34 protein-coding genes are annotated in these 22,217 nt (G+C 41.7%); 33 read left to right on the plus strand and 1 reads right to left on the minus strand.

Going from position 1 to position 22,217, the window contains the following annotated elements; genetic code table 11:
- Positions 1-117: 117 nt before the first annotated feature.
- Entirely contained in the window at positions 118-2,763 is a 2,646-nt protein-coding gene (polA, locus tag NFR56_RS08190; protein WP_251458558.1) for a DNA polymerase I, read from the plus strand.
- A 134-nt stretch (positions 2,764-2,897) separates the two neighbouring features.
- Positions 2,898-3,350, plus strand: coding sequence for a CoA-binding protein (locus tag NFR56_RS08195; RefSeq protein ID WP_251458560.1), 453 nt, complete (start codon positions 2,898-2,900; stop codon positions 3,348-3,350).
- 58 nt (positions 3,351-3,408) lie between these two features.
- Here the strand turns inward: NFR56_RS08195 and NFR56_RS08200 are convergent, their stop codons facing one another.
- Positions 3,409-4,278 (minus strand): DUF975 family protein, encoded by an 870-nt coding sequence (locus NFR56_RS08200; protein ID WP_201037243.1) that lies wholly within the window; start codon positions 4,276-4,278, stop codon positions 3,409-3,411.
- A 150-nt stretch (positions 4,279-4,428) separates the two neighbouring features.
- On the opposite strand from NFR56_RS08200, the gene tgt reads away from it, so the two are divergent.
- The 31 genes from tgt (at position 4,429) to NFR56_RS08355 (ending at position 22,048) form a co-directional block, all read left to right on the plus strand.
- Entirely contained in the window at positions 4,429-5,571 is a 1,143-nt protein-coding gene (tgt, locus tag NFR56_RS08205; protein WP_003010858.1) for a tRNA guanosine(34) transglycosylase Tgt, read from the plus strand.
- 432 nt (positions 5,572-6,003) lie between these two features.
- On the plus strand, positions 6,004-6,312 hold the full coding sequence (gene rpsJ / locus NFR56_RS08210; RefSeq protein ID WP_003009585.1) for a 30S ribosomal protein S10: 309 nt from the start codon (positions 6,004-6,006) through the stop codon (positions 6,310-6,312).
- An 81-nt stretch (positions 6,313-6,393) separates the two neighbouring features.
- On the plus strand, positions 6,394-7,020 hold the full coding sequence (gene rplC, locus NFR56_RS08215) for a 50S ribosomal protein L3 (protein ID WP_003010846.1): 627 nt from the start codon (positions 6,394-6,396) through the stop codon (positions 7,018-7,020).
- 24 nt (positions 7,021-7,044) lie between these two features.
- Positions 7,045-7,668, plus strand: a complete 624-nt coding sequence (gene rplD, locus NFR56_RS08220) for a 50S ribosomal protein L4 (RefSeq protein ID WP_003009591.1) — start codon at positions 7,045-7,047, stop codon at positions 7,666-7,668.
- Positions 7,668-7,964, plus strand: coding sequence for a 50S ribosomal protein L23 (locus tag NFR56_RS08225; RefSeq protein WP_003009593.1), 297 nt, complete (start codon positions 7,668-7,670; stop codon positions 7,962-7,964). The genes rplD and NFR56_RS08225 overlap by 1 nt, the downstream gene beginning before the upstream one ends.
- A gap of 17 nt (positions 7,965-7,981) precedes the next feature.
- A complete protein-coding gene (gene rplB, locus NFR56_RS08230) occupies positions 7,982-8,815 on the plus strand; it encodes a 50S ribosomal protein L2 (protein ID WP_000512900.1) in 834 nt (277 codons plus the stop codon).
- 96 nt (positions 8,816-8,911) lie between these two features.
- On the plus strand, positions 8,912-9,193 hold the full coding sequence (rpsS, locus tag NFR56_RS08235) for a 30S ribosomal protein S19 (RefSeq protein ID WP_000533766.1): 282 nt from the start codon (positions 8,912-8,914) through the stop codon (positions 9,191-9,193).
- 11 nt (positions 9,194-9,204) lie between these two features.
- Entirely contained in the window at positions 9,205-9,549 is a 345-nt protein-coding gene (rplV, locus tag NFR56_RS08240; RefSeq protein WP_000818139.1) for a 50S ribosomal protein L22, read from the plus strand.
- 12 nt (positions 9,550-9,561) lie between these two features.
- Positions 9,562-10,215, plus strand: a complete 654-nt coding sequence (gene rpsC, locus NFR56_RS08245) for a 30S ribosomal protein S3 (RefSeq protein WP_003002336.1) — start codon at positions 9,562-9,564, stop codon at positions 10,213-10,215.
- A gap of 3 nt (positions 10,216-10,218) precedes the next feature.
- Positions 10,219-10,632, plus strand: coding sequence for a 50S ribosomal protein L16 (rplP, locus tag NFR56_RS08250; protein ID WP_000960947.1), 414 nt, complete (start codon positions 10,219-10,221; stop codon positions 10,630-10,632).
- Positions 10,633-10,641: 9 nt separating this feature from the next.
- Positions 10,642-10,848 (plus strand): 50S ribosomal protein L29, encoded by a 207-nt coding sequence (gene rpmC, locus NFR56_RS08255; RefSeq protein ID WP_003002350.1) that lies wholly within the window; start codon positions 10,642-10,644, stop codon positions 10,846-10,848.
- A gap of 23 nt (positions 10,849-10,871) precedes the next feature.
- Positions 10,872-11,132: a 30S ribosomal protein S17 gene (gene rpsQ / locus NFR56_RS08260; RefSeq protein ID WP_003009600.1), complete on the plus strand. Its 261-nt coding sequence runs from the start codon at positions 10,872-10,874 to the stop codon at positions 11,130-11,132.
- A gap of 25 nt (positions 11,133-11,157) precedes the next feature.
- The gene (gene rplN / locus NFR56_RS08265) at positions 11,158-11,526 is read left to right on the plus strand and encodes a 50S ribosomal protein L14 (protein ID WP_003002384.1); all 369 of its coding nucleotides are present in this window, start codon (positions 11,158-11,160) and stop codon (positions 11,524-11,526) included.
- A gap of 73 nt (positions 11,527-11,599) precedes the next feature.
- On the plus strand, positions 11,600-11,905 hold the full coding sequence (gene rplX, locus NFR56_RS08270; protein WP_003002315.1) for a 50S ribosomal protein L24: 306 nt from the start codon (positions 11,600-11,602) through the stop codon (positions 11,903-11,905).
- Between the two features lie 23 nt (positions 11,906-11,928).
- The gene (gene rplE, locus NFR56_RS08275; RefSeq protein ID WP_003009606.1) at positions 11,929-12,471 is read left to right on the plus strand and encodes a 50S ribosomal protein L5; all 543 of its coding nucleotides are present in this window, start codon (positions 11,929-11,931) and stop codon (positions 12,469-12,471) included.
- 17 nt (positions 12,472-12,488) lie between these two features.
- Positions 12,489-12,674: a type Z 30S ribosomal protein S14 gene (locus tag NFR56_RS08280; protein ID WP_001085699.1), complete on the plus strand. Its 186-nt coding sequence runs from the start codon at positions 12,489-12,491 to the stop codon at positions 12,672-12,674.
- Positions 12,675-12,957: 283 nt separating this feature from the next.
- Positions 12,958-13,356 carry a 30S ribosomal protein S8 gene (rpsH, locus tag NFR56_RS08285; RefSeq protein WP_003010897.1) on the plus strand — a complete coding sequence of 133 codons (399 nt, stop codon included), beginning with the start codon at positions 12,958-12,960 and terminating at the stop codon, positions 13,354-13,356.
- A 189-nt stretch (positions 13,357-13,545) separates the two neighbouring features.
- A complete protein-coding gene (gene rplF / locus NFR56_RS08290) occupies positions 13,546-14,082 on the plus strand; it encodes a 50S ribosomal protein L6 (RefSeq protein WP_003009612.1) in 537 nt (178 codons plus the stop codon).
- Between the two features lie 83 nt (positions 14,083-14,165).
- Positions 14,166-14,522, plus strand: coding sequence for a 50S ribosomal protein L18 (rplR, locus tag NFR56_RS08295; protein ID WP_003010871.1), 357 nt, complete (start codon positions 14,166-14,168; stop codon positions 14,520-14,522).
- A 17-nt stretch (positions 14,523-14,539) separates the two neighbouring features.
- Positions 14,540-15,034: a 30S ribosomal protein S5 gene (gene rpsE, locus NFR56_RS08300; RefSeq protein WP_003009617.1), complete on the plus strand. Its 495-nt coding sequence runs from the start codon at positions 14,540-14,542 to the stop codon at positions 15,032-15,034.
- 14 nt (positions 15,035-15,048) lie between these two features.
- On the plus strand, positions 15,049-15,231 hold the full coding sequence (rpmD, locus tag NFR56_RS08305) for a 50S ribosomal protein L30 (protein ID WP_002894509.1): 183 nt from the start codon (positions 15,049-15,051) through the stop codon (positions 15,229-15,231).
- Positions 15,232-15,376: 145 nt separating this feature from the next.
- On the plus strand, positions 15,377-15,817 hold the full coding sequence (rplO, locus tag NFR56_RS08310; RefSeq protein WP_003002405.1) for a 50S ribosomal protein L15: 441 nt from the start codon (positions 15,377-15,379) through the stop codon (positions 15,815-15,817).
- Between the two features lie 12 nt (positions 15,818-15,829).
- Positions 15,830-17,140 carry a preprotein translocase subunit SecY gene (gene secY / locus NFR56_RS08315; protein ID WP_023920186.1) on the plus strand — a complete coding sequence of 437 codons (1,311 nt, stop codon included), beginning with the start codon at positions 15,830-15,832 and terminating at the stop codon, positions 17,138-17,140.
- A 96-nt stretch (positions 17,141-17,236) separates the two neighbouring features.
- Complete coding sequence (locus tag NFR56_RS08320; protein ID WP_003009627.1) at positions 17,237-17,875, plus strand: adenylate kinase; 639 nt, start codon at positions 17,237-17,239, stop codon at positions 17,873-17,875.
- Positions 17,876-17,991: 116 nt separating this feature from the next.
- The gene (gene infA / locus NFR56_RS08325) at positions 17,992-18,210 is read left to right on the plus strand and encodes a translation initiation factor IF-1 (RefSeq protein WP_001029883.1); all 219 of its coding nucleotides are present in this window, start codon (positions 17,992-17,994) and stop codon (positions 18,208-18,210) included.
- A 23-nt stretch (positions 18,211-18,233) separates the two neighbouring features.
- On the plus strand, positions 18,234-18,350 hold the full coding sequence (rpmJ, locus tag NFR56_RS08330; RefSeq protein ID WP_001808836.1) for a 50S ribosomal protein L36: 117 nt from the start codon (positions 18,234-18,236) through the stop codon (positions 18,348-18,350).
- A 17-nt stretch (positions 18,351-18,367) separates the two neighbouring features.
- Positions 18,368-18,733, plus strand: coding sequence for a 30S ribosomal protein S13 (gene rpsM, locus NFR56_RS08335; protein ID WP_003009631.1), 366 nt, complete (start codon positions 18,368-18,370; stop codon positions 18,731-18,733).
- Positions 18,734-18,756: 23 nt separating this feature from the next.
- Positions 18,757-19,140 (plus strand): 30S ribosomal protein S11, encoded by a 384-nt coding sequence (rpsK, locus tag NFR56_RS08340; RefSeq protein ID WP_003002390.1) that lies wholly within the window; start codon positions 18,757-18,759, stop codon positions 19,138-19,140.
- Positions 19,141-19,185: 45 nt separating this feature from the next.
- Positions 19,186-20,124, plus strand: a complete 939-nt coding sequence (locus NFR56_RS08345; protein WP_003009635.1) for a DNA-directed RNA polymerase subunit alpha — start codon at positions 19,186-19,188, stop codon at positions 20,122-20,124.
- 11 nt (positions 20,125-20,135) lie between these two features.
- Entirely contained in the window at positions 20,136-20,522 is a 387-nt protein-coding gene (gene rplQ, locus NFR56_RS08350) for a 50S ribosomal protein L17 (protein ID WP_003002399.1), read from the plus strand.
- A gap of 254 nt (positions 20,523-20,776) precedes the next feature.
- Positions 20,777-22,048 (plus strand): glutamate-cysteine ligase family protein, encoded by a 1,272-nt coding sequence (locus tag NFR56_RS08355; RefSeq protein ID WP_134974739.1) that lies wholly within the window; start codon positions 20,777-20,779, stop codon positions 22,046-22,048.
- The last annotated feature ends 169 nt before the right edge of the window (positions 22,049-22,217 follow it).

Here is a 22,217-nt window from a genome sequence, read left to right on the forward strand (position 1 = left end):
TTACGGCGAATAAACACTTCTCTTCATTTTTCATAAGAAACTCCTAAAGAAGTCTCTACCCGAAAGGGTAGAGTTTTTATGTACCAGAGACCTTGTGATTCGTGGTATAATAGGCCTATGGAAAAAAAGAATAAATTACTACTCATCGACGGGTCTTCCGTCGCTTTTCGTGCCTTTTTCGCACTCTATAATCAAATTGATCGCTTCAAAAATGCCAATGGTCTGCATACCAATGCGGTCTATGGCTTTAACCTCATGTTGAGCCATCTCTTGGAGCGCATCCAACCAACCCATGTCCTCGTTGCTTTTGATGCAGGAAAGACGACTTTTCGGACGGAGATGTATGCCGACTACAAAGGGGGCCGTGCAAAAACTCCAGATGAGTTCCGCGAGCAGTTTCCTTTCATTCGTGAGCAACTGGATCATTTGGGAATCCGCCATTATGAGCTGGCCCAGTATGAAGCGGATGATATTATTGGAACACTAGATAAGATGGCAGAAACTACTTCGGTGCCATTTGATGTGACCATTGTCTCTGGGGATAAGGATTTGATCCAGCTGACAGATGACAATACGGTGGTTGAGATTTCCAAAAAAGGGGTAGCAGAGTTTGAGGAATTCACTCCAGCCTATCTCAAAGAAAAAATGGGTCTGACACCAGAGCAATTTATCGACCTCAAGGCCTTGATGGGAGATAAATCGGATAATATCCCAGGTGTGACTAAGATCGGAGAAAAGACAGGGATCAAACTACTCCTAGAGTACGGCTCTCTCGATGGTATTTACGAGCATATCGATGAGATGAAGGCTTCTAAGATGAAGGAAAACCTCATCAACGATAAGGAACAGGCCTATCTGTCTAAGACTCTCGCGACCATTGATACCAATGCGCCCATTGAGATTGGGCTTGACGATATCACCTATACGGGCCCTCATCTAGAAAATCTCGCCAAGTTTTATGAGGAGATGGGCTTCAAGCAACTCCGTCAGGCCTTGGATCTCAGTGGAGAAGAAGCAGCTCCTGTAGCCATTGACTATACAGAAGTCGAGCAAGTCACTTCAGATATGCTCACGGAAGATAGTTTCTTCCATTTTGAGATTTTTGGGGACAATTACCATACGGAACCCATCATCGGTTTTGCATGGGGGACCGAAGGTCAGCTCTACGCGAGTACAGATACTGGTCTTTTACAAACACCGATTTTCAAAGAATTTCTCGAAAAAACGCCCCTCAAGGTCTATGACTTCAAGCGGGCCAAGGTCTTGCTTAGCCACTTGGGCATTACCCTTCAAAATCCCGCGTTTGACAGTCGATTGGCCAAGTATCTCTTGTCGACCGTAGAGGACAATGAAATTTCAACCATTGCGAGTCTCTATAGTCAGATTGCGCTACCGCTGGACGAAGTCGTTTATGGCAAGGGAGCCAAAAAAGCTATCCCAGAAAAGGCGGTCCTATTAGAGCATTTGGCACGGAAAGTCGCTGTTCTACTGGATACCGAAGAGCCCATGGTGGAACAGTTGCAAGCCCATGACCAGCTAGATTTGCTCTATGATATGGAGCAACCACTAGCAGCTGTTTTGGCCAAGATGGAAATCGCGGGGATCAAGGTAGAGCGCCAGACCCTAGAGGATATGCAGGTGGAAAACGAAGTGGTCTTGGAGCGCTTGACTCAAGAAATCTACGAGCTTGCAGGAGAAGAGTTTAATATCAATTCTCCAAAACAATTGGGGGTCATTCTCTTTGAAAAATTGGGACTCCCTCTTGAATATACTAAGAAGACAAAAACCGGCTATTCAACAGCCGTTGATGTCTTGGAACGCCTGGCTCCAATTGCACCGATTGTGTCTAAGATTCTTGAATACCGCCAAATTGCTAAGATCCAGTCGACCTATGTCATCGGTCTTCAAGATTGGATTTTGGAAGATGGGAAGATCCATACCCGCTATGTACAGGATTTGACGCAGACAGGCCGTTTGTCCAGTGTGGATCCCAACCTGCAAAACATTCCTGTCCGTTTGGAACAAGGTCGTCTTATTCGTAAGGCCTTTGTCCCAGAAGAGGAAAACAGTGTCTTGCTGAGTTCGGACTATTCACAAATCGAACTGCGCGTCTTGGCCCATATTTCGGGAGATGAGCATTTGATTGATGCTTTTAAACATGGGGCAGATATCCATACATCGACTGCTATGCGAGTTTTCAATATTGCAAAACCTGAAGATGTGACGCCGAACGACCGTCGCAATGCAAAAGCAGTAAACTTCGGTGTGGTTTATGGAATTTCCGACTTTGGACTGTCTAACAACCTAGGGATCAGTCGAAAAGAAGCCAAGGCTTATATTGAGACCTACTTCGAACGCTACCCTGGCATCAAGGACTATATGGAGAGAGTGGTACGGGAAGCGCGTGATAAAGGCTATGTGGAGACCCTCTTCAAGCGTCGTCGGGAGATTCCAGATATCAATTCTCGCAACTTCAATGTTCGAGGCTTTGCGGAGCGGACAGCTATTAACTCACCCATCCAAGGATCTGCAGCAGACATCTTGAAAATTGCCATGATCCACTTGGACCAAACGCTAGAAAGAGGAGCATACAAGACCAAGATGCTTCTTCAAGTGCACGATGAAATCGTTCTGCAAGTGCCAAGTGATGAACTGGCAGCGATCAAAGAACTAGTCAAAGAGACCATGGAATCCGCTATCGAACTTGCAGTACCACTGGAAGCTGATGAAAACGAAGGCAAGACATGGTATGAAGCCAAATAAAATTGAGTTTGTTCAAAACAGAAAGCGGTAGGAGACTTTTCAGTTTCCTACCTCTTTTAATGACAAACACTTGCAATGCCTTCCGTATTGTTATACTATTTAAAGAAAGGAAACGCATACAAAAGGAGATTCTTATGGCTTATTCATTTCGCAATCCTAGTGATGGCATTATCAAACATTACCTAGAAACGAGCAAGATCATCGCTGTAGTTGGATTATCTGATCGTGAAGACACAACCAGTCATCGTGTCAGTAAGGAGATGCAAGAGCGGGGCTATCGGATTATTCCTGTTAATCCTCGTGCAGCCGGTGGCCAGATTCTTGGAGAAACGGTGTATGCTAGCTTGCAGGAGATTCCTTTCCCAGTAGATATCGTCGATGTATACCGACGCAGTGAGTTTTTACCAGATGTGGCACGTGATTATATTGAGACGGATGCGAAAATTTTCTGGGCACAATTGGAGCTGGAAAATCAAGAAGCAGAAGAAATCCTTCGTGGAGCTGGACGAGAAGATATCGTCATGAACCGCTGTATCAAACGGGAACACACCCGACTGATCTTAGGAGACTCCCTATACGGTTTATAAATGATAAACAATTGATCATAGAAGAAAACCCCAGCTTGCTGGGGTTTTCTTCTTACTCTTATTCAGTTTCATGGCTTGGATGGCCTGTAAAATGGCGCGGCCCTTGTTTGATCTGCTTGATTTGATCATAAAAGGCAATTTGGCAGTTGATAAAGTAAGGCATGGTATAAAAGCCGATGACATCGCGCGTGAAGTAATTCAAGAAGTACCAACCAATCAAGGTTAGATCGAGTACCAAGCGATTGCTGCGGAACCCTTTCATGGTTTCACGACTTTGGCGAAGGACTCCAAAGGCTCCCTTGTAGTCGCCGTCTCGTAATTGCTCATAGAGGATCAATTCGACCAAGCTGAGACTGTAGTATTGTGGCAGGTAAAAGAGGAGGCCAATCAGGCCAAGTATGACACCAGCAGTCATCAGAGGCATTTGTTGCATGAGAGATTGGAATTCAGGACTGGAAGCACTCAGAGTGCTAGGGTTGCTCACCTTATCGTAGATCGCTAAAAATCGAATGCTGGCGTAGGTGCTGATGAGACTCCCCACATAGAGGATGAGTCCCCATAAAAAGAGGACGGCTTGCTTCAAGATCAAGGTGGCAAATACAGAGGTAAAGCGATCTTGTTTAAAGATATCTAAGACACGTGTTCGGTGTTCGATCTTGGGATTAATCGTATCTAAATAGCTAAAAGTCGCACCAACCACTAAAATGGAGATGACAAAGGAGACGACAGAAGGAAAGAGTTGCCGCTGGATCATGTAGATACTTGCTTGCTGCAAGGTCATATCTGGTAGTAGATCGACCAGATCTTGCCCACTTAAGAGGAAGTTAGCAAGAATGGTCAACAGGACCGGAAGAGCAAAAAGGATAGCTAAGCCCGGTTGCTGGACTTGCATGGTACGTGCCCGGAGGCGAATCAGTTTAAGGTTCATAGATGACACTCTCTTCATAGTAGTACTTTTTATTATAACATAAGTCCGTGACAGAGCCGGTAAAATTTGGTACAATCGTACAGGTGCTCACAGGAAAACTGTGACAGGAATAAGAAGGCTGGGACTGTTTTTCCCAGTACGGAGGTAACCATGACAGATTCACCGATTCAATATCGATTAATCAAAAAAGAAAAGCATACAGGTGCTCGTCTGGGAGAAATTATCACCCCTCACGGGACCTTCCCAACCCCAATGTTTATGCCTGTAGGGACTCAGGCAACCGTTAAGACCCAATCGCCAGAAGAACTCAAGGAAATGGGTTCCGGAATTATCTTGGCCAACACCTACCATCTCTGGCTTCGTCCCGGGGACGACTTGGTCGCAAAAGCAGGAGGACTGCACCAGTTCATGAACTGGGACCAGCCGATTTTGACAGATAGTGGAGGCTTCCAAGTCTATTCATTAGCGGATACCCGCAACATCACCGAAGAAGGGGTAACCTTTAAAAACCACCTCAACGGCTCGAAGATGTTCCTCTCTCCAGAAAAGGCCATCTCCATCCAAAACAATCTAGGGAGCGACATCATGATGTCCTTTGATGAATGCCCTCAGTTCTATCAGCCCTATGATTATGTGAAAAAATCAATCGAACGGACCAGTCGTTGGGCAGAACGTGGCCTGAAGGCTCACCGTCGTCCTCATGATCAAGGTCTTTTCGGGATTGTTCAAGGGGCTGGATTTGAAGACTTGCGCCGTCAGTCTGCCCAAGATTTGGTCAGCATGGACTTTCCAGGCTATTCCATCGGTGGCTTAGCTGTTGGGGAAAGCCATGAAGAGATGAATGCCGTGCTTGATTTCACAACTCCGCTCTTACCAGAGAACAAGCCACGCTATCTCATGGGAGTAGGAGCTCCAGACAGTTTGATTGATGGGGTTATTCGTGGAGTGGACATGTTTGACTGTGTCTTGCCGACGCGGATTGCGCGAAATGGTACCTGTATGACTAGTCAAGGACGCCTAGTAGTGAAAAATGCGCAATTTGCAGAAGACTTTACACCGCTGGATCCCGAATGTGATTGCTACACTTGTAAGAATTACACCCGAGCTTATCTTCGCCACCTCCTCAAGGCAGATGAGACCTTCGGCATTCGCTTGACTAGCTACCACAACCTCTATTTCTTGATCAACCTCATGAAACAGGTCCGTCAAGCCATCATGGATGACAATCTCTTAGAATTCCGTGAGCATTTCGTCGAAAAATATGGCTATAACAAATCAGGACGGAATTTCTAGAAATAGATAAATAGGAAGAAAAAAGACTACATCCATCTGAGAATAATAGGAATAACTGCTAGACGCAGTAGTTGATTGGTATCTTTGTTCGCTTGTTAAGCTCCAAAGATAACCTAATCAACTGTGCGGGGGCGAGACGACGAACAAATTGGATATAAATTTGTTCTGTCTCGCTCCCTTTTTCCTATATAATAGCAACTTTTTTAGCACTCTATTTCTTTCGAAAACACTTTCATCAAAAAAACGAAAAAAATCTTCTCAAATCCCTTGCATTGGGCCTTTGTTTGTGTTAAACTACTATGGTGCTGTGAAAAACAGCTATTAGCTTTGATGCAAGAGGTTGCGACACGCTCGGTTGCATTGCCACGCAACGCGCGTCGGTTTTCTTGTGGAGCTAGCCTATTATCTTAAATAGACGAAAAGGAGAAAAAGATGGCAAACAAAAAAATCCGCATCCGTTTGAAAGCGTACGAACACCGTACACTCGACACAGCGGCTGCAAAAATCGTAGAATCAGCTACTCGTACAGGTGCACAAGTTGCGGGTCCAATCCCACTTCCAACTGAGCGTAGCCTCTACACAATCATTCGTGCGACTCACAAATACAAAGATTCTCGCGAACAATTCGAAATGCGTACACACAAACGTTTGATCGACATCATCAACCCAACTCAAAAAACAGTTGACGCTTTGATGAAATTGGATCTTCCAAGTGGTGTAAACGTAGAAATCAAACTTTAATCTAAAGCTTGATCTAGAGCATAAAAAACGCTCGTTAAAAACTTTTTGAATAAAAAACTATAGAAAAGGAACTATTTTCTCATGACAAAAGGAATCTTAGGGAAAAAAGTGGGAATGACTCAAATCTTCACTGAAGCTGGCGAATTGATCCCTGTAACAGTTATCGAAGCAACTCCAAACGTTGTTCTTCAAGTTAAAACTGTTGAAACAGATGGTTACAACGCTATCCAAGTTGGTTTCGATGACAAACGCGAAGTATTGAGCAACAAACCTGCTAAAGGACATGTAGCAAAAGCTAACACGGCTCCTAAGCGCTTCATTCGTGAATTCAAAAACGTTGAAGGCTTGGAAGTTGGTGCTGAAATCACAGTTGACACTTTCGAAGCTGGAGACATTGTTGATGTAACTGGTACTTCTAAAGGTAAAGGTTTCCAAGGTGTTATCAAACGCCACGGACAATCACGTGGACCTATGGCTCACGGTTCTCGTTACCACCGTCGTCCAGGTTCTATGGGACCTGTTGCACCTAACCGCGTATTCAAAGGTAAAAACCTTGCAGGACGCATGGGTGGCGATCGTGTAACAATTCAAAACCTTGAAGTTGTACAAGTTGTTCCAGAAAAGAACGTTATCCTTATCAAAGGTAACGTACCAGGTGCTAAGAAATCTCTTATCACTATCAAGTCAGCAGTTAAAGCTGGTAAATAATAAGGAAAGGGGAATACAGTCAAAATGGCAAATGTAACATTATTCGACCAAACTGGTAAACAAGCGGGCGAAGTTGTTCTTAACGATGCGATCTTTGGTATCGAACCAAACCAAGCAGTTGTATTTGATGTGATCATCAGCCAACGTGCTAGCCTTCGTCAAGGAACTCACGCAGTTAAAAACCGTTCAGCCGTTTCAGGTGGCGGACGCAAACCATGGCGTCAAAAAGGAACTGGACGTGCTCGTCAAGGTTCTATCCGCTCTCCACAATGGCGTGGTGGTGGAATTGTCTTCGGACCAACTCCACGTAGCTATGCGTACAAACTTCCTCAAAAAGTTCGTCGCCTTGCGCTTAAATCTGTTTACTCAGAAAAAGTTGCTGAAAACAAATTTGTAGCCGTTGATTCTCTTGAATTTACAGCTCCAAAAACTGCTGAATTTGCAAAAGTTCTTGCAGCTTTGAGCATCGATTCTAAAGTCCTTGTTATTCTTGAAGAAGGAAATGAATTCGCAGCTCTTTCAGCTCGTAACCTTCCAAACGTGAAAGTTGCGACTGCTACAACTGCAAGTGTTCTTGACATCGCAAATAGTGACAAACTTCTTGTTACTCAAGCAGCTATCTCTAAAATCGAGGAGGTTCTTGCATAATGAATTTGTATGATGTTATCAAAAAACCTGTTATCACTGAAAAGTCAATGGCTCAACTTGAAGCAGGCAAATATGTATTCGAAGTTGACACTCGCGCTCACAAACTTTTGATCAAACAAGCTGTTGAAGCTGCGTTTGAAGGTGTAAAAGTTGCGAATGTGAACACTGTAAACGTAAAACCTAAAGCAAAACGCGTTGGACGTTACACTGGTTTTACTTCAAAAACTAAAAAAGCTATCATCACGCTTGCAGCTGATTCTAAAGCAATCGAGTTGTTTGCTACTGAAGCTGAATAATCTAAGGAGGAAATATCGTGGGAATTCGTGTTTATAAACCAACAACAAACGGTCGCCGTAATATGACTTCTTTGGATTTCGCTGAAATCACAACAAACACACCTGAGAAAACTTTGCTTGTTTCTCTTAAAAACAAAGCAGGTCGTAACAATAACGGTCGTATCACTGTTCGTCACCAAGGTGGTGGACACAAACGTCATTACCGTTTGATCGATTTCAAACGTAACAAAGATGGAGTTGAAGCAGTCGTTAAAACGATCGAATACGATCCAAACCGCTCAGCTAACATCGCACTTGTACACTACACTGACGGTGTGAAAGCTTACATCATCGCCCCTAAAGGTCTTGAAGTAGGTCAACGTATCGTATCAGGACCAGAAGCAGATATCAAAGTCGGAAACGCTCTTCCACTTGCTAACATCCCAGTTGGTACTTTGATCCACAACATCGAATTGAAACCTGGTAAAGGTGGAGAATTGGTACGTGCTGCTGGAGCTTCTGCTCAAGTATTGGGTTCTGAAGGTAAATATGTACTTGTTCGTCTTCAATCAGGCGAAGTTCGTATGATTCTTGGAACTTGCCGTGCTACAGTTGGTGTTGTCGGAAACGAACAACATGGACTTGTTAACCTTGGTAAAGCGGGACGTAACCGCTGGAAAGGTGTTCGCCCTACAGTTCGTGGTTCTGTAATGAACCCGAATGATCACCCACACGGTGGTGGTGAAGGTAAAGCACCAGTTGGACGTAAAGCGCCATCTACTCCTTGGGGTAAACCTGCGCTTGGTCTTAAAACTCGTAACAAGAAAGCGAAATCTGACAAACTTATCGTTCGTCGTCGCAACCAAAAATAATCATAAGCAACTAGCTTACACTTTCCGCCAGCTCGGTAGCGCTGCATAGCAGCGCAAGCCGCTGTGGTACTAAATTTTAAAGGAGAAAATTACAAAATGGGACGTAGTCTTAAAAAAGGACCTTTCGTCGATGAGCATTTGATGAAAAAAGTTGAAGCTCAAGCAAATGACGAAAAGAAAAAAGTAATTAAAACTTGGTCACGTCGTTCAACGATCTTCCCAAGTTTCATCGGATACACTATCGCAGTTTATGATGGACGTAAACATGTACCTGTTTACATCCAAGAAGACATGGTAGGTCACAAGCTTGGTGAATTTGCACCAACTCGTACTTACAAAGGTCACGCGGCAGACGACAAGAAGACACGTAGAAAATAAGGAGAACATAAATGGCAGAAATTACTTCAGCTAAAGCAATGGCTCGTACAGTGCGTGTTTCACCTCGTAAATCACGTCTTGTTCTTGACAACATCCGTGGTAAAAGCGTAGCCGATGCCATCGCTATTTTGACATTCACACCAAACAAAGCTGCAGGGATCATCCTTAAAGTGTTGAACTCAGCAGTAGCAAACGCTGAAAACAACTTTGGTTTGGAAAAAGCTAACTTGGTAGTATCTGAAGCATTCGCAAACGAAGGACCAACAATGAAACGTTTCCGTCCACGTGCGAAAGGTTCAGCTTCACCAATCAACAAACGTACAGCTCACATCACAGTAGCTGTTGCAGAAAAATAAGGAGGTAAACTCGTGGGTCAAAAAGTACATCCAATTGGTATGCGTGTTGGTATCATCCGTGATTGGGATGCCAAATGGTATGCTGAAAAAGAATACGCGGATTACCTTCATGAAGATCTTGCAATCCGTAAATTCATTCAAAAAGAATTGGCTGACGCAGCCGTTTCAACTATTGAAATCGAACGCGCAGTAAACAAAGTTAACGTTTCTCTTCACACTGCTAAACCAGGTATGGTTATCGGTAAAGGTGGAGCAAACGTTGATGCACTTCGTGCAGCTCTTAACAAATTGACTGGTAAACAAGTACACATCAACATCATTGAGATCAAACGTCCTGACTTGGATGCTCACCTTGTTGGTGAAGGAATCGCTCGTCAATTGGAACAACGTGTTGCTTTCCGTCGTGCACAAAAACAAGCGATCCAACGTGCTATGCGTGCTGGGGCTAAAGGAATCAAAACTCAAGTATCAGGTCGTTTGAACGGCGCAGATATTGCCCGTGCAGAAGGATACTCTGAAGGAACTGTTCCACTTCACACACTTCGCGCTGATATCGATTACGCTTGGGAAGAAGCAGACACTACTTACGGTAAACTTGGTGTTAAAGTATGGATCTACCGTGGTGAAGTTCTTCCAGCTCGTAAAGACGCTAAAGGAGGTAAATAACCAATGTTAGTACCTAAACGTGTAAAACACCGTCGCGAATTCCGTGGTAAAATGCGCGGTGAAGCAAAAGGTGGAAAAGAAGTAGCATTCGGTGAATACGGTCTTCAAGCTACAACTAGCCACTGGATCACAAACCGTCAAATCGAAGCTGCTCGTATCGCCATGACTCGTTACATGAAACGTGGTGGTAAAGTTTGGATTAAGATTTTCCCACACAAATCATACACCGCTAAAGCTATCGGGGTACGTATGGGATCTGGTAAAGGGGCTCCTGAAGGTTGGGTAGCACCAGTTAAACGTGGTAAAGTGATGTTCGAAATCGCTGGTGTATCTGAAGAGATCGCACGCGAAGCACTTCGTCTTGCTAGCCACAAATTGCCAGTTAAAACTAAATTTGTGAAACGTGAAGCAGAATAAGGAGAGGTCATGAAACTTACAGAAGTAAAAGAATTTGTTAAAGAACTTCGTGGTCTTTCTCAAGAAGAACTCGCGAAGCGTGAAAATGAATTGAAGAAAGAATTGTTTGAACTTCGTTTCCAAGCAGCTGCTGGTCAATTGGAACAAACTGGACGTTTGAAAGAAGTGAAAAAACAAATCGCTCGTATCAAAACTGTTCAATCAGAAGCTAAATAATAGACTAGGGAAGGAGAATTTCAATGGAACGCAATAATCGTAAAGTTCTTGTTGGACGCGTTGTGTCTGACAAAATGGACAAAACAATCACAGTTGTAGTTGAAACTAAACGTAACCACCCAGTCTATGGTAAACGTATCAACTATTCTAAAAAATACAAAGCTCATGATGAAAACAATGTTGCTAAAGAAGGCGATATCGTTCGTATCATGGAAACTCGTCCGCTTTCAGCTACAAAACGCTTCCGTCTTGTAGAAGTCGTTGAAAAAGCGGTCATCATCTAATCATACCTGAAAGGAGAAAACGTAAATGATTCAAACAGAAACTCGTTTGAAAGTCGCTGACAACAGTGGCGCACGCGAAATCTTGACAATCAAAGTTCTTGGTGGTTCAAAACGTAAATTCGCGAGCATCGGTGATGTAATCGTTGCATCTGTAAAACAAGCTACTCCTGGTGGTGCGGTTAAGAAAGGTGACGTTGTAAAAGCTGTTATCGTTCGTACTAAATCAGGTGCTCGTCGTAAAGATGGTTCATACATCAAGTTCGACGAAAATGCAGCAGTGATCATCCGTGACGACAAAACTCCTCGCGGAACTCGTATCTTTGGCCCAGTTGCACGTGAATTGCGTGACGGTGGATTCATGAAGATCGTATCACTTGCTCCAGAAGTACTTTAATCAATCAAAAACAAACACAGTCCCCTGGCTCAGCCAGGGTGCCCATCGGGCGTAAGAATAAAAGGAGAATAAAATGTTTGTAAAAAAAGGCGACAAAGTTCGCGTTATCGCTGGTAAAGACAAAGGCGTAGAAGCTGTTGTTCTTACTGCTCTTCCAAAAGTAAATAAAGTTGTTGTAGAAGGTGTAAACATCATCAAGAAACACCAACGTCCAAATAACGAAAACCCTCAAGGTGCAATCGTTGAAAAAGAAGCTCCAATCCATGCTTCTAACGTTCAAGTTTTGGACAAAAACGGTGTTGCTGGACGTGTTGGCTACAAATTTGTAGACGGCAAAAAAGTTCGCTACAACAAAAAATCAGGCGAAGTGCTTGACTAATCACGAAGGAAAGGAGAAGTATAATGGCTAATCGTTTAAAAGAAAAATACCTTAATGAAGTAGTACCATCATTGACTGAACAGTTCAACTATTCATCAGTTATGGCTGTGCCAAAAGTTGATAAAATCGTTTTGAACATGGGTGTCGGTGATGCAGTATCAAATGCTAAAAACCTTGAAAAAGCTGCTGAAGAGCTTGCTTTGATCTCAGGTCAAAAACCATTGATCACTAAGGCTAAAAAATCAATCGCCGGCTTCCGTCTTCGTGAAGGTGTTGCGATCGGTGCAAAAGTCACCCTTCGTGGTGAACGTATGTACGAATTCTTGGATAAATTGGTAACAGTTTCACTTCCACGTGTACGTGACTTCCATGGTGTTCCAACTAAATCATTTGATGGACGCGGAAACTACACACTTGGTGTGAAAGAACAATTGATCTTCCCAGAAATCAACTTTGATGATGTTGATAAAACTCGTGGTTTGGATATCGTAATCGTAACTACAGCGAACACAGACGAAGAATCACGTGCATTGCTTACTGGCCTCGGAATGCCGTTTGCAAAATAATATAGGAGGTAAAACTAATGGCTAAAAAATCTATGATTGCTAAGAACAAACGCCCAGCGAAGTTCTCTACTCAAGCATACACTCGCTGTGAACGTTGTGGACGTCCACACTCAGTTTACCGCAAGTTTAAACTTTGCCGTGTTTGCTTCCGTGAATTGGCATACAAAGGTCAAATCCCAGGTGTCACAAAAGCATCTTGGTAATTTAAGATATCAAGGGCGTTAAAACTCCAAGTGAAAATAGGAAACTTGACGAAGAAACTTTAGTTTCTAGGAAAGTTTATCTTTTTCACACAGAGTTTAGCCCGGGTTCAGTTGGGCTTGCCAATTTGAACACGAGCTACAGCTTTGGCAAAAAAGACCAATTTTCTTTGGAGCATCGCTCCTGCATCAAATTGCCTATTTTTGCTCTCGCTGTTACGCTCACTGTATCATGTATTAACTAGCAAGTGCAACTTGCAAACTACTAGTAAGAGGAGAAATTATAATGGTTATGACTGACCCAATCGCAGACTTCCTTACACGTATTCGTAACGCTAACCAAGCAAAACACGAAGTACTTGAAGTACCTGCATCAAACATCAAAAAAGGGATTGCTGAAATCCTTAAACGCGAAGGTTTTGTAAAAAACGTTGAATTCATCGAAGATGACAAACAAGGCATCATCCGTGTATTCTTGAAATACGGACAAAACGGTGAAAAAGTTATCACAAACTTGAAACGTGTATCTAAACCAGGTTTGCGTGTTTACAAAAAACGTGAAGATCTTCCAAAAGTTCTTAACGGACTTGGAATTGCTATCCTTTCAACTTCTGAAGGTTTGCTTACTGATAAAGAAGCACGCCAAAAGAACGTTGGTGGGGAAGTTATCGCTTACGTTTGGTAATATTTAGTTCCCGATTTCGTTGTGACTCTTCGTTATTGTCTCTTGCCTAACCCAAAGTTATGTCTGCGAGACAATGCCTTGATTCACTTAGAAAATGAGACCTAAACATTAACTTTTAAATCAAAAAGATTTAAACCCCGTGAAAACTGGCCCGCAAAGGCCTGACAATTTAACAGGAGAATAAAAAACATGTCACGTATTGGTAATAAAGTTATCGTGTTGCCTGCTGGTGTTGAAATCACTAACAATGACAACGTTGTAACTGTAAAAGGACCTAAAGGAGAACTTACTCGTGAGTTCTCAAAAGATATTGAAATCCGTGTGGAAGGTACTGAAGTAACACTTCACCGTCCAAACGATTCAAAAGAAATGAAAACAATCCACGGAACAACTCGTGCCCTTTTGAACAACATGGTTACTGGTGTATCAGAAGGATTCAAGAAAGAACTTGAAATGCGCGGGGTTGGATACCGTGCACAACTTCAAGGATCAAAACTTGTTTTGGCTGTTGGTAAATCACACCCAGACGAAGTTGAAGCTCCAGAAGGAATTACTTTTGAACTTCCAAACCCAACAACAATCGTTGTTAGCGGAATTTCAAAAGAAGTAGTTGGTCAAACAGCTGCTTATGTACGTAGCCTTCGTTCACCTGAACCATACAAAGGTAAAGGGATCCGTTATGTTGGTGAATACGTTCGCCGCAAAGAAGGTAAAACAGGTAAATAATGTAGTTTGGTTGTTTTTCAACCAACCTTCATCTTACCAACTCAGTGCTTAGCACATGATTTTAAAATTAAGAGGTGAAAATTGTGATTTCGAAACCAGATAAAAACAAAATCCGTCAAAAACGCCACCGTCGCGTTCGCGGAAAACTCTCTGGAACTGCTGATCGCCCACGTTTGAACGTATTCCGTTCTAATACAGGCATCTACGCTCAAGTAATTGATGACGTAGCGGGTGTAACGCTCGCAAGCGCTTCAACTCTTGACAAAGAAGTTTCAAAAGGAACTAAAACTGAACAAGCCGTTGTTGTCGGCAAACTTGTTGCTGAACGTGCAGTTGCTAAAGGTATTTCTGAAGTGGTGTTCGACCGCGGTGGATATCTATATCACGGACGTGTTAAAGCTTTGGCTGATGCAGCTCGTGAAAACGGATTGAAATTCTAATAGGAGGACACTAGAAAATGGCATTTAAAGATAATGCAGTTGAACTTGAAGAACGCGTAGTTGCCATCAACCGTGTAACAAAAGTTGTTAAAGGTGGACGTCGTCTTCGTTTTGCAGCTCTTGTAGTTGTTGGTGACCGTAATGGCCGTGTTGGATTTGGTACTGGTAAAGCTCAAGAAGTTCCAGAAGCAATCCGTAAGGCTGTTGAAGATGCTAAGAAAAACTTGATCGAAGTTCCTATGGTTGGAACAACAATTCCACATGAAGTAACATCAGTATTTGGTGGAGCTCGTGTATTGTTGAAACCAGCTATCGAAGGGGCTGGGGTTGCTGCAGGTGGAGCAGTTCGTGCCGTTGTCGAATTGGCAGGTATTGCAGATGTTACATCTAAATCACTTGGATCAAACACTCCAATCAACATCGTTCGTGCAACTGTTAACGGTTTGGCACAATTGAAACGCGCTGATGAAGTTGCTGCCCTTCGTGGTATTTCAGTTTCTGACTTGGCTTAAGAAAGGAGATTCAAATGGCTCAAATTAAAATTACTTTGACTAAGTCTCCAATCGGACGCATCCCGTCACAACGTAAAACTGTTGTAGCACTTGGACTTGGCAAATTGAACAGCTCTGTTATTAAAGAAGATAACCCAGCAGTACGTGGTATGATCACTGCTGTATCTCACTTAGTAACAGTTGAAGAAGTAAAATAATCTATTTGAAATAGAAACAAAGTTTTCAGGGGTATGAGAGGTTCTCATCCCCTAAAACTAAATATAAGTATAGGCGAGTTTGTAGTTAGGACACCTTTTCCTGATTACATGCGTTAGCAATTTACAAAAGAGGAGAAAATTAATAATGAAACTTCATGAATTACAACCTGCTACAGGTTCACGTAAAGTCCGCAACCGTGTTGGTCGTGGTACTTCATCTGGTAATGGTAAAACTTCTGGCCGTGGTCAAAAAGGTCAAAAAGCTCGTAGCGGTGGCGGTGTACGTCTTGGTTTTGAAGGTGGACAAACTCCATTGTTCCGTCGTCTTCCAAAACGTGGATTTACAAACATCAACGCTAAAGAATATGCTATTGTGAACCTTGATCAATTGAACGCCTTTGAAGATGGTGCTGAAGTAACTCCAGTAGTACTTGTAGAATCAGGAATTGTAAAAGCTGAAAAATCAGGTATCAAAATTCTTGGTAACGGAGAATTGACTAAGAAGTTGACTGTTAAAGCAGCTAAATTCTCTAAATCAGCTGAAGAAGCTATCACTGCTAAAGGTGGTTCAGTTGAAGTCATCTAAGTGAGGTGACCTATGTTTTTTAAATTATTAAAAGATGCATTTAAGGTGAAACAAGTACGGTCGAAGATTTTATTTACGATCTTCATCATTCTTGTTTTCCGCATTGGGACCACGATTACAGTGCCTGGTGTAAATGCGAAAATTCTGAACAACCTTCAAGATGTGTCCTTCTTGAACATGCTCAGTTTGGTTTCTGGGAATGCCATGAGGAACTTCTCAGTTTTCGCATTAGGGGTTAGCCCATACATCACAGCTTCGATCGTCGTGCAACTTTTGCAAATGGATCTGTTACCTAAGTTTGTTGAATGGGGCAAACAAGGGGAAGTTGGTCGAAGAAAGCTCAACCAAGCAACACGCTATATTTCTTTGGTTCTAGCCTTTGTTCAATCCATCGGGATTACAGCTACCTTCCACACCTTGTCTCAGGCGAAATTAGTCGCAACTCCAAATACCAAGACCTATCTGTTAATCGGTGCGATTCTGACGACCGGTTCCATGATTGTGACTTGGCTTGGAGAACAAATCACAGATAAAGGGTACGGTAATGGTGTTTCAATGATTATCTTTGCAGGGATTGTGTCATCAATTCCTGAGATGATTAAAGAAATCTATGAAAATGCATTTGTGAACGTTCGTTCTGGTCAAATGACCAATTCCCTCATTTTTGTTGGGGTATTAATCCTTGCCGTCTTGGTTATTGTTTACTTTACAACCTTTGTAGAGCAAGCACAATACAAGATTCCAATCCAATATACAAAGATTGCACAAGGAGCTCCATCAAGTTCTTACCTTCCTTTGAAAGTAAACCCAGCAGGAGTTATTCCCGTCATCTTCGCTAGTTCGATTACAGCAGCGCCTGCTGCAATTTTCCAAGTGATTAGCGCTATGGGTTACAATGCAGGATGGGTGAAAACAGCTCAGGCCATGTTGGCTACAAATACACCAACTGGTGTGGCAATGTATGCCTTATTGATCATTCTCTTCACCTTCTTCTACACGTTTGTTCAGATCAATCCTGAAAAAACGGCAGAAAACCTTCAAAAGAGTGGTGCCTATATCCCAGGCGTTCGCCCTGGTAAAGGAACAGAAGAGTTTATGTCTCGTTTGCTACGTCGTTTAGCAAGCGTCGGATCAGTATTCCTTGGCTTTATTACCATCATTCCAATCCTGGCTCGAGATTTATTTGGTTTGACAGATGCAGTTGCTCTTGGAGGAACTAGTTTGTTAATCATTATTTCAACAGGTATTGAGGGAATGAAACAATTAGAAGGCTACTTATTAAAACGTAAGTATGTCGGATTTATGGACACAACAACAGAATAGAATAAGGTTGACTTTGTCAGCCTTCTATTTTGTTTTTAAATGGAAATAGGAATTCGCTCCTGCTTCCATTTAAAAACAAAATAAGGAGAATTCATCATGAATCTTTTAATTATGGGGTTGCCTGGAGCAGGTAAGGGGACCCAAGCAGCGAAAATCGTGGAAGAGTTTCACGTAGCGCATATCTCTACCGGCGATATGTTCCGCGCAGCGATGGCTAACCAAACTGAAATGGGTGTATTGGCAAAATCATTCATTGACAAAGGTGAATTGGTGCCCGATGATGTGACAAACGGAATTGTAAAAGAACGTTTGGCTCAAGACGACATTAAGGAAAAAGGATTCCTTTTGGACGGTTTTCCTCGCACGATTGAACAAGCTCATGCCTTGGATCAAATCTTGGTAGACCTTGGTTTGGAGCTTGAAGGAGTGATCAATATTGAAGTGGATCCATCCTGCCTCCTCGAGCGCTTAAGTGGTCGTATCATCCATCGTGAAACAGGTGAAACCTTCCATAAAGTATTTAACCCACCAGCTGACTACAAGGAAGAAGACTATTACCAACGTGAAGATGACAAACCAGAAACAGTGAAACGCCGTTTGGATGTAAATATTGCTCAAGGTGAGCCAATTCTTGCTCATTACCGTGCAAAAGGATTGGTCCATGATATTGAAGGAAATCAAGACATCAACGACGTCTTCAAAGATATCCAAAAAGTCTTGGAGAATTTGAAATAAAAACGTTTTAGTCACTTGCAATATTTGACAACAAGTGATACAATTAGTTAGTCTGACTTATAATTGTTACCTCTGTGCTCAGAGGAATGAATCGAAATTTATGGAGGTACTTTTGCGTGGCAAAAGACGATGTGATTGAAGTAGAAGGCAAAGTAGTTGATACTATGCCGAATGCTATGTTTACGGTTGAACTTGAAAATGGACATCAGATTTTAGCAACAGTTTCTGGTAAAATTCGTAAAAACTATATTCGTATTTTAGCGGGAGATCGTGTTACAGTGGAGATGAGTCCGTACGATTTGACACGTGGACGTATCACATACCGCTTTAAATAATCGAAAAACTTGGAGGGATAAAAATGAAAGTAAGACCATCGGTCAAACCAATTTGCGAATACTGTAAAGTAATTCGTCGTAATGGTCGTGTTATGGTAATTTGCCCAGCAAATCCAAAACACAAACAACGTCAAGGATAAGATAGAAAGGAGAAAACATGGCTCGTATTGCTGGAGTTGACATTCCAAATGACAAACGTGTAGTAATTTCATTGACTTATGTGTACGGTATCGGACTTCCAACATCTAAGAAAATCCTTGCTGCTGCAGGCGTTTCTGAAGATATTCGTGTTCGCGATCTTACACCAGATCAAGAAGATGCTATCCGTCGTGAAGTTGACGCAATCAAAGTTGAAGGTGACCTTCGTCGTGAAGTAAACTTGAACATCAAACGCTTGATGGAAATCGGTTCATACCGTGGTATCCGTCACCGTCGTGGACTTCCAGTTCGTGGACAAAACACTAAAAACAATGCTCGCACTCGTAAAGGTAAAGCTGTTGCGATTGCAGGTAAGAAAAAATAAAATAAAATAAGGAGGTAAAAATCTTGGCTAAACCAACACGTAAACGTCGTGTGAAAAAGAATATCGAATCTGGTATTGCTCATATTCACGCTACATTTAACAACACAATTGTTATGATTACTGATGTGCATGGTAACGCAATCGCTTGGTCATCTGCAGGTGCACTTGGATTTAAAGGTTCTCGTAAATCTACACCATTTGCTGCTCAAATGGCATCAGAAGCTGCTGCAAAAGCTGCTCAAGAACACGGACTTAAATCTGTTGAAGTAACTGTTAAAGGTCCTGGTTCAGGTCGTGAGTCTGCTATTCGTGCACTTGCTGCTGCTGGTCTTGAAGTAACTGCAATCCGCGATGTAACTCCTGTACCACACAATGGTGCTCGTCCTCCAAAACGTCGCCGTGTATAATCATCAACAATTACACAGCTTTTCGTTTAAGAGGGAGTATAGCAAATGATTGAGTTTGAAAAACCAAATATAACAAAAATTGATGAAAATAAAGATTATGGCGTGTTTGTCGTAGAACCACTTGAACGTGGCTATGGTACAACACTTGGAAACTCACTTCGTCGTGTACTTCTAGCTTCACTTCCAGGTGCGGCTGTTACTTCAATCAACATTGAAGGTGTACTCCACGAATTTGATACGGTTCCAGGAGTCCGTGAAGACGTTATGCAAATTATTCTTAACGTTAAAGGAATCGCCGTTAAATCTTACGTCCAAGACGAAAAGATTATTGAACTTGATGTAGAAGGACCAGCAGAAGTTACTGCCGGTGACATTCTTACGGATAGTGACATCGAAATTGTAAACCCTGATCATTATCTATTTACGATCGGAGAAGGAGCGTCTTTGAAAGCAACGCTTACTGTAAACAGTGGACGTGGCTATGTTCCAGCTGATCAAAACAAAAAAGATGATGCACCAGTGGGAACACTTGCTGTAGATTCAATCTATACGCCAGTGACAAAAGTCAATTACCAAGTTGAACCAGCTCGCGTTGGTAGCAATGACGGTTTTGACAAGCTAACCCTTGAAATTTTGACAAATGGGACAATCATTCCAGAAGATGCCTTAGGTTTGTCTGCCCGTATTTTGACAGAACACCTAAATCTATTTACAAACTTAACTGAAATTGCTATTGCAACAGATGTTATGAAAGAAGTAGATACAACTTCTGATGATCGTATTTTAGAACGTACGATCGAAGAATTAGATCTTTCAGTTCGTTCATATAACTGTTTGAAACGTGCTGGCATCAATACTGTTTACGATTTGACTGAAAAATCAGAAGCAGAAATGATGAAAGTTCGTAACTTAGGACGTAAGAGTCTTGAAGAAGTTAAAATCAAACTTGCCGACTTAGGCCTTGGGTTAAAAAACGATAAATAGAGGAGGAATACATGGCTTACCGTAAACTAGGACGCACTAGCTCACAACGTAAAGCAATGCTTCGCGATTTGACTACAGATCTTATCATCAATGAAGCAATTGTAACAACTGAAGCACGTGCGAAAGAAATCCGTAAATCAGTTGAAAAAATGATTACTTTGGGTAAACGTGGTGATTTGCATGCACGTCGTCAAGCTGCTGCATTCGTACGTAACGAAGTTGCATCACAAAACTTTGATGAAGAAACAGGTAAATACTCAGAAACAACTGCACTTCAAAAATTGTTCTCTGAATTAGCACCTCGTTATGCTGAGCGCAATGGTGGATATACTCGTATCCTTAAAACTGAACCACGTCGTGGTGATGCTGCGCCAATGGCTATCATCGAATTGGTATAATATCATCAATTTTGTTGAGTGTTATGATGATGGAATACACTGTTATTCTTAGTCTAGCTCTGGTCTACCGCTGGGGATTTTCCCCAGCGGGAACACTCATCATATTGAATGAATGGTAGACGCTTGTTTACGAAATTGCTTTAATTTAAAACAATTTCGTAAGCAGGCGTTTTGTCTTGCTTTTCATGAGTAGTCGAGAATAGCAAAAAATGATATAATGGAACCCATATCTCCAATAGAAGAAAAAGGATTCAATGACAAAACAACAAGCAATTAAATTACTAAAAGAGAAGTACCTTAGTAATATGAAAGAGGATTCGGAACTCTTTGTCGGAGTTGAATTAGAGTTTCCGATTGTAGAAACAAATGGAAACAAAACAAATATAGAGGTGACGAAAAATCTTTTTCGAACCTTAGCCAACTTATCAGATTTTGAAGTTGAAAAAATAGATGACAATCAAAATCCCATTCAATTGATTCACTGTTCTTCTAAAGATCGTATTCTATTCGAGTTGAGTTACAATACAATTGAATTTGCATTTGAGAGAGCTCATTCTATAAATGAGGTAGCCAAACGTTTTGAGGCTTATTTGAAGATCATTCAACCGATTTTACAAGAAAATAATCACGAAATTCAAGGGCACGGAATCCATCCTTTGTGGAAAGAAAATGATAATAGCCCAGTGAAAATCGAACGATACAAGATGTTAATGGCTTTCCTTGCAATGAATGGTACAGGGATGAAGACACACTCCTATCCTTCGTACGGAGCATTTATATGCGGAAACCAGGTTCAATTGGATGTAAGGTGCGATAATTATATTCGCATCATTAATGCATTTAATAAAATTGAAGCAGCAAAAGCATATTTGTTTTCTAACTCAGAATTTTCAGCAGAGGCTTGGAATACAAAAATTGCTAGAGATATTTTCTGGGAAGAATCCTTACATGGTTATTATAAGGAAAATGTAGGGATTTATCCTAAGGACTACCAAAGCGAAGAAGAGTTTTTTAATAATCTCGCTAGAACGGCTATTTTTACAGCAACTAGAGAGGGGAAATCATATTATTTTAAACCAATTCGAGTGGAGGACTATCTAGATCAAAAAGAAATTACAGCCTATACGGCTGATGGAAATGAGAAGATCATTAACCCTGTAAAAGAAGATCTAAAACAACATCGAAGTTACCAATTTCAAGATTTAACTGCTCGTGGGACTGTGGAATTTAGAAGTGTTTGTACACAACCATTAGAAACCACCTTTGCCCCGATAGCCTTTGAGTTGGGCTTATTTGTACAGTTAGAAAAACTAGAAGACTATTTAGAAGATTCTTCATTCATTTACAATGAAGAACAGGATTATCGAAAACTTAGAAAGAAATATTCAAAGAAAATTCTAAGTACAGAAGAAAAAGAAGCGATACAATCCTTTTCAAAAGATCTAATAGGCATAGCTAAAGCAGGATTAATTAAAAGAGGTTACAGGGAAGAAAAATTTCTCATCATTAACAAAGAACTAGACTAATAGAAAAGTCTTATTGCAGGCTTTTCTTTATTACTTTAAAAAAACTTTCAAAAAAATAAATTTTTTTGGAAAAAAGTGTTGACAGTAAGAGTAGGTCATGATATACTAATATAGTTGTCGCGCGAGAGCGACAAAGACCTTTGAAAACTGAACAAGACGAACCAATGTG

Source organism: Streptococcus caecimuris, assembly GCF_943193075.1.
Lineage (GTDB): Bacteria > Bacillota > Bacilli > Lactobacillales > Streptococcaceae > Streptococcus > Streptococcus caecimuris.

Bases quoted from the DNA above. Each gene is read 5' to 3' on its own strand.
- rpsS (WP_000533766.1), top strand. From the start codon at position 8,912: ATGGGACGTAGTCTTAAAAAAGGACCTTTCGTCGATGAGCATTTGATG.
- polA (WP_251458558.1), top strand. From the start codon at position 118: ATGGAAAAAAAGAATAAATTACTACTCATCGACGGGTCTTCCGTCGCT.
- rpmD (WP_002894509.1), top strand. From the start codon at position 15,049: ATGGCTCAAATTAAAATTACTTTGACTAAGTCTCCAATCGGACGCATC.
- rplE (WP_003009606.1), top strand. From the start codon at position 11,929: ATGGCTAATCGTTTAAAAGAAAAATACCTTAATGAAGTAGTACCATCA.
- rplO (WP_003002405.1), top strand. From the start codon at position 15,377: ATGAAACTTCATGAATTACAACCTGCTACAGGTTCACGTAAAGTCCGC.
- rplC (WP_003010846.1), top strand. From the start codon at position 6,394: ATGACAAAAGGAATCTTAGGGAAAAAAGTGGGAATGACTCAAATCTTC.
- rpmJ (WP_001808836.1), top strand. From the start codon at position 18,234: ATGAAAGTAAGACCATCGGTCAAACCAATTTGCGAATACTGTAAAGTA.
- rplV (WP_000818139.1), top strand. From the start codon at position 9,205: ATGGCAGAAATTACTTCAGCTAAAGCAATGGCTCGTACAGTGCGTGTT.
- rplP (WP_000960947.1), top strand. From the start codon at position 10,219: ATGTTAGTACCTAAACGTGTAAAACACCGTCGCGAATTCCGTGGTAAA.
- rplN (WP_003002384.1), top strand. From the start codon at position 11,158: ATGATTCAAACAGAAACTCGTTTGAAAGTCGCTGACAACAGTGGCGCA.
- rplD (WP_003009591.1), top strand. From the start codon at position 7,045: ATGGCAAATGTAACATTATTCGACCAAACTGGTAAACAAGCGGGCGAA.
- NFR56_RS08225 (WP_003009593.1), top strand. From the start codon at position 7,668: ATGAATTTGTATGATGTTATCAAAAAACCTGTTATCACTGAAAAGTCA.
- rpmC (WP_003002350.1), top strand. From the start codon at position 10,642: ATGAAACTTACAGAAGTAAAAGAATTTGTTAAAGAACTTCGTGGTCTT.
- secY (WP_023920186.1), top strand. From the start codon at position 15,830: ATGTTTTTTAAATTATTAAAAGATGCATTTAAGGTGAAACAAGTACGG.
- tgt (WP_003010858.1), top strand. From the start codon at position 4,429: ATGACAGATTCACCGATTCAATATCGATTAATCAAAAAAGAAAAGCAT.
- NFR56_RS08355 (WP_134974739.1), top strand. From the start codon at position 20,777: ATGACAAAACAACAAGCAATTAAATTACTAAAAGAGAAGTACCTTAGT.
- NFR56_RS08195 (WP_251458560.1), top strand. From the start codon at position 2,898: ATGGCTTATTCATTTCGCAATCCTAGTGATGGCATTATCAAACATTAC.
- NFR56_RS08280 (WP_001085699.1), top strand. From the start codon at position 12,489: ATGGCTAAAAAATCTATGATTGCTAAGAACAAACGCCCAGCGAAGTTC.
- rplF (WP_003009612.1), top strand. From the start codon at position 13,546: ATGTCACGTATTGGTAATAAAGTTATCGTGTTGCCTGCTGGTGTTGAA.
- rpsM (WP_003009631.1), top strand. From the start codon at position 18,368: ATGGCTCGTATTGCTGGAGTTGACATTCCAAATGACAAACGTGTAGTA.
- rpsQ (WP_003009600.1), top strand. From the start codon at position 10,872: ATGGAACGCAATAATCGTAAAGTTCTTGTTGGACGCGTTGTGTCTGAC.
- NFR56_RS08200 (WP_201037243.1), bottom strand. From the start codon at position 4,278: ATGAACCTTAAACTGATTCGCCTCCGGGCACGTACCATGCAAGTCCAG.
- rpsJ (WP_003009585.1), top strand. From the start codon at position 6,004: ATGGCAAACAAAAAAATCCGCATCCGTTTGAAAGCGTACGAACACCGT.
- NFR56_RS08320 (WP_003009627.1), top strand. From the start codon at position 17,237: ATGAATCTTTTAATTATGGGGTTGCCTGGAGCAGGTAAGGGGACCCAA.
- rplQ (WP_003002399.1), top strand. From the start codon at position 20,136: ATGGCTTACCGTAAACTAGGACGCACTAGCTCACAACGTAAAGCAATG.
- rpsH (WP_003010897.1), top strand. From the start codon at position 12,958: ATGGTTATGACTGACCCAATCGCAGACTTCCTTACACGTATTCGTAAC.
- rplX (WP_003002315.1), top strand. From the start codon at position 11,600: ATGTTTGTAAAAAAAGGCGACAAAGTTCGCGTTATCGCTGGTAAAGAC.
- NFR56_RS08345 (WP_003009635.1), top strand. From the start codon at position 19,186: ATGATTGAGTTTGAAAAACCAAATATAACAAAAATTGATGAAAATAAA.
- rpsE (WP_003009617.1), top strand. From the start codon at position 14,540: ATGGCATTTAAAGATAATGCAGTTGAACTTGAAGAACGCGTAGTTGCC.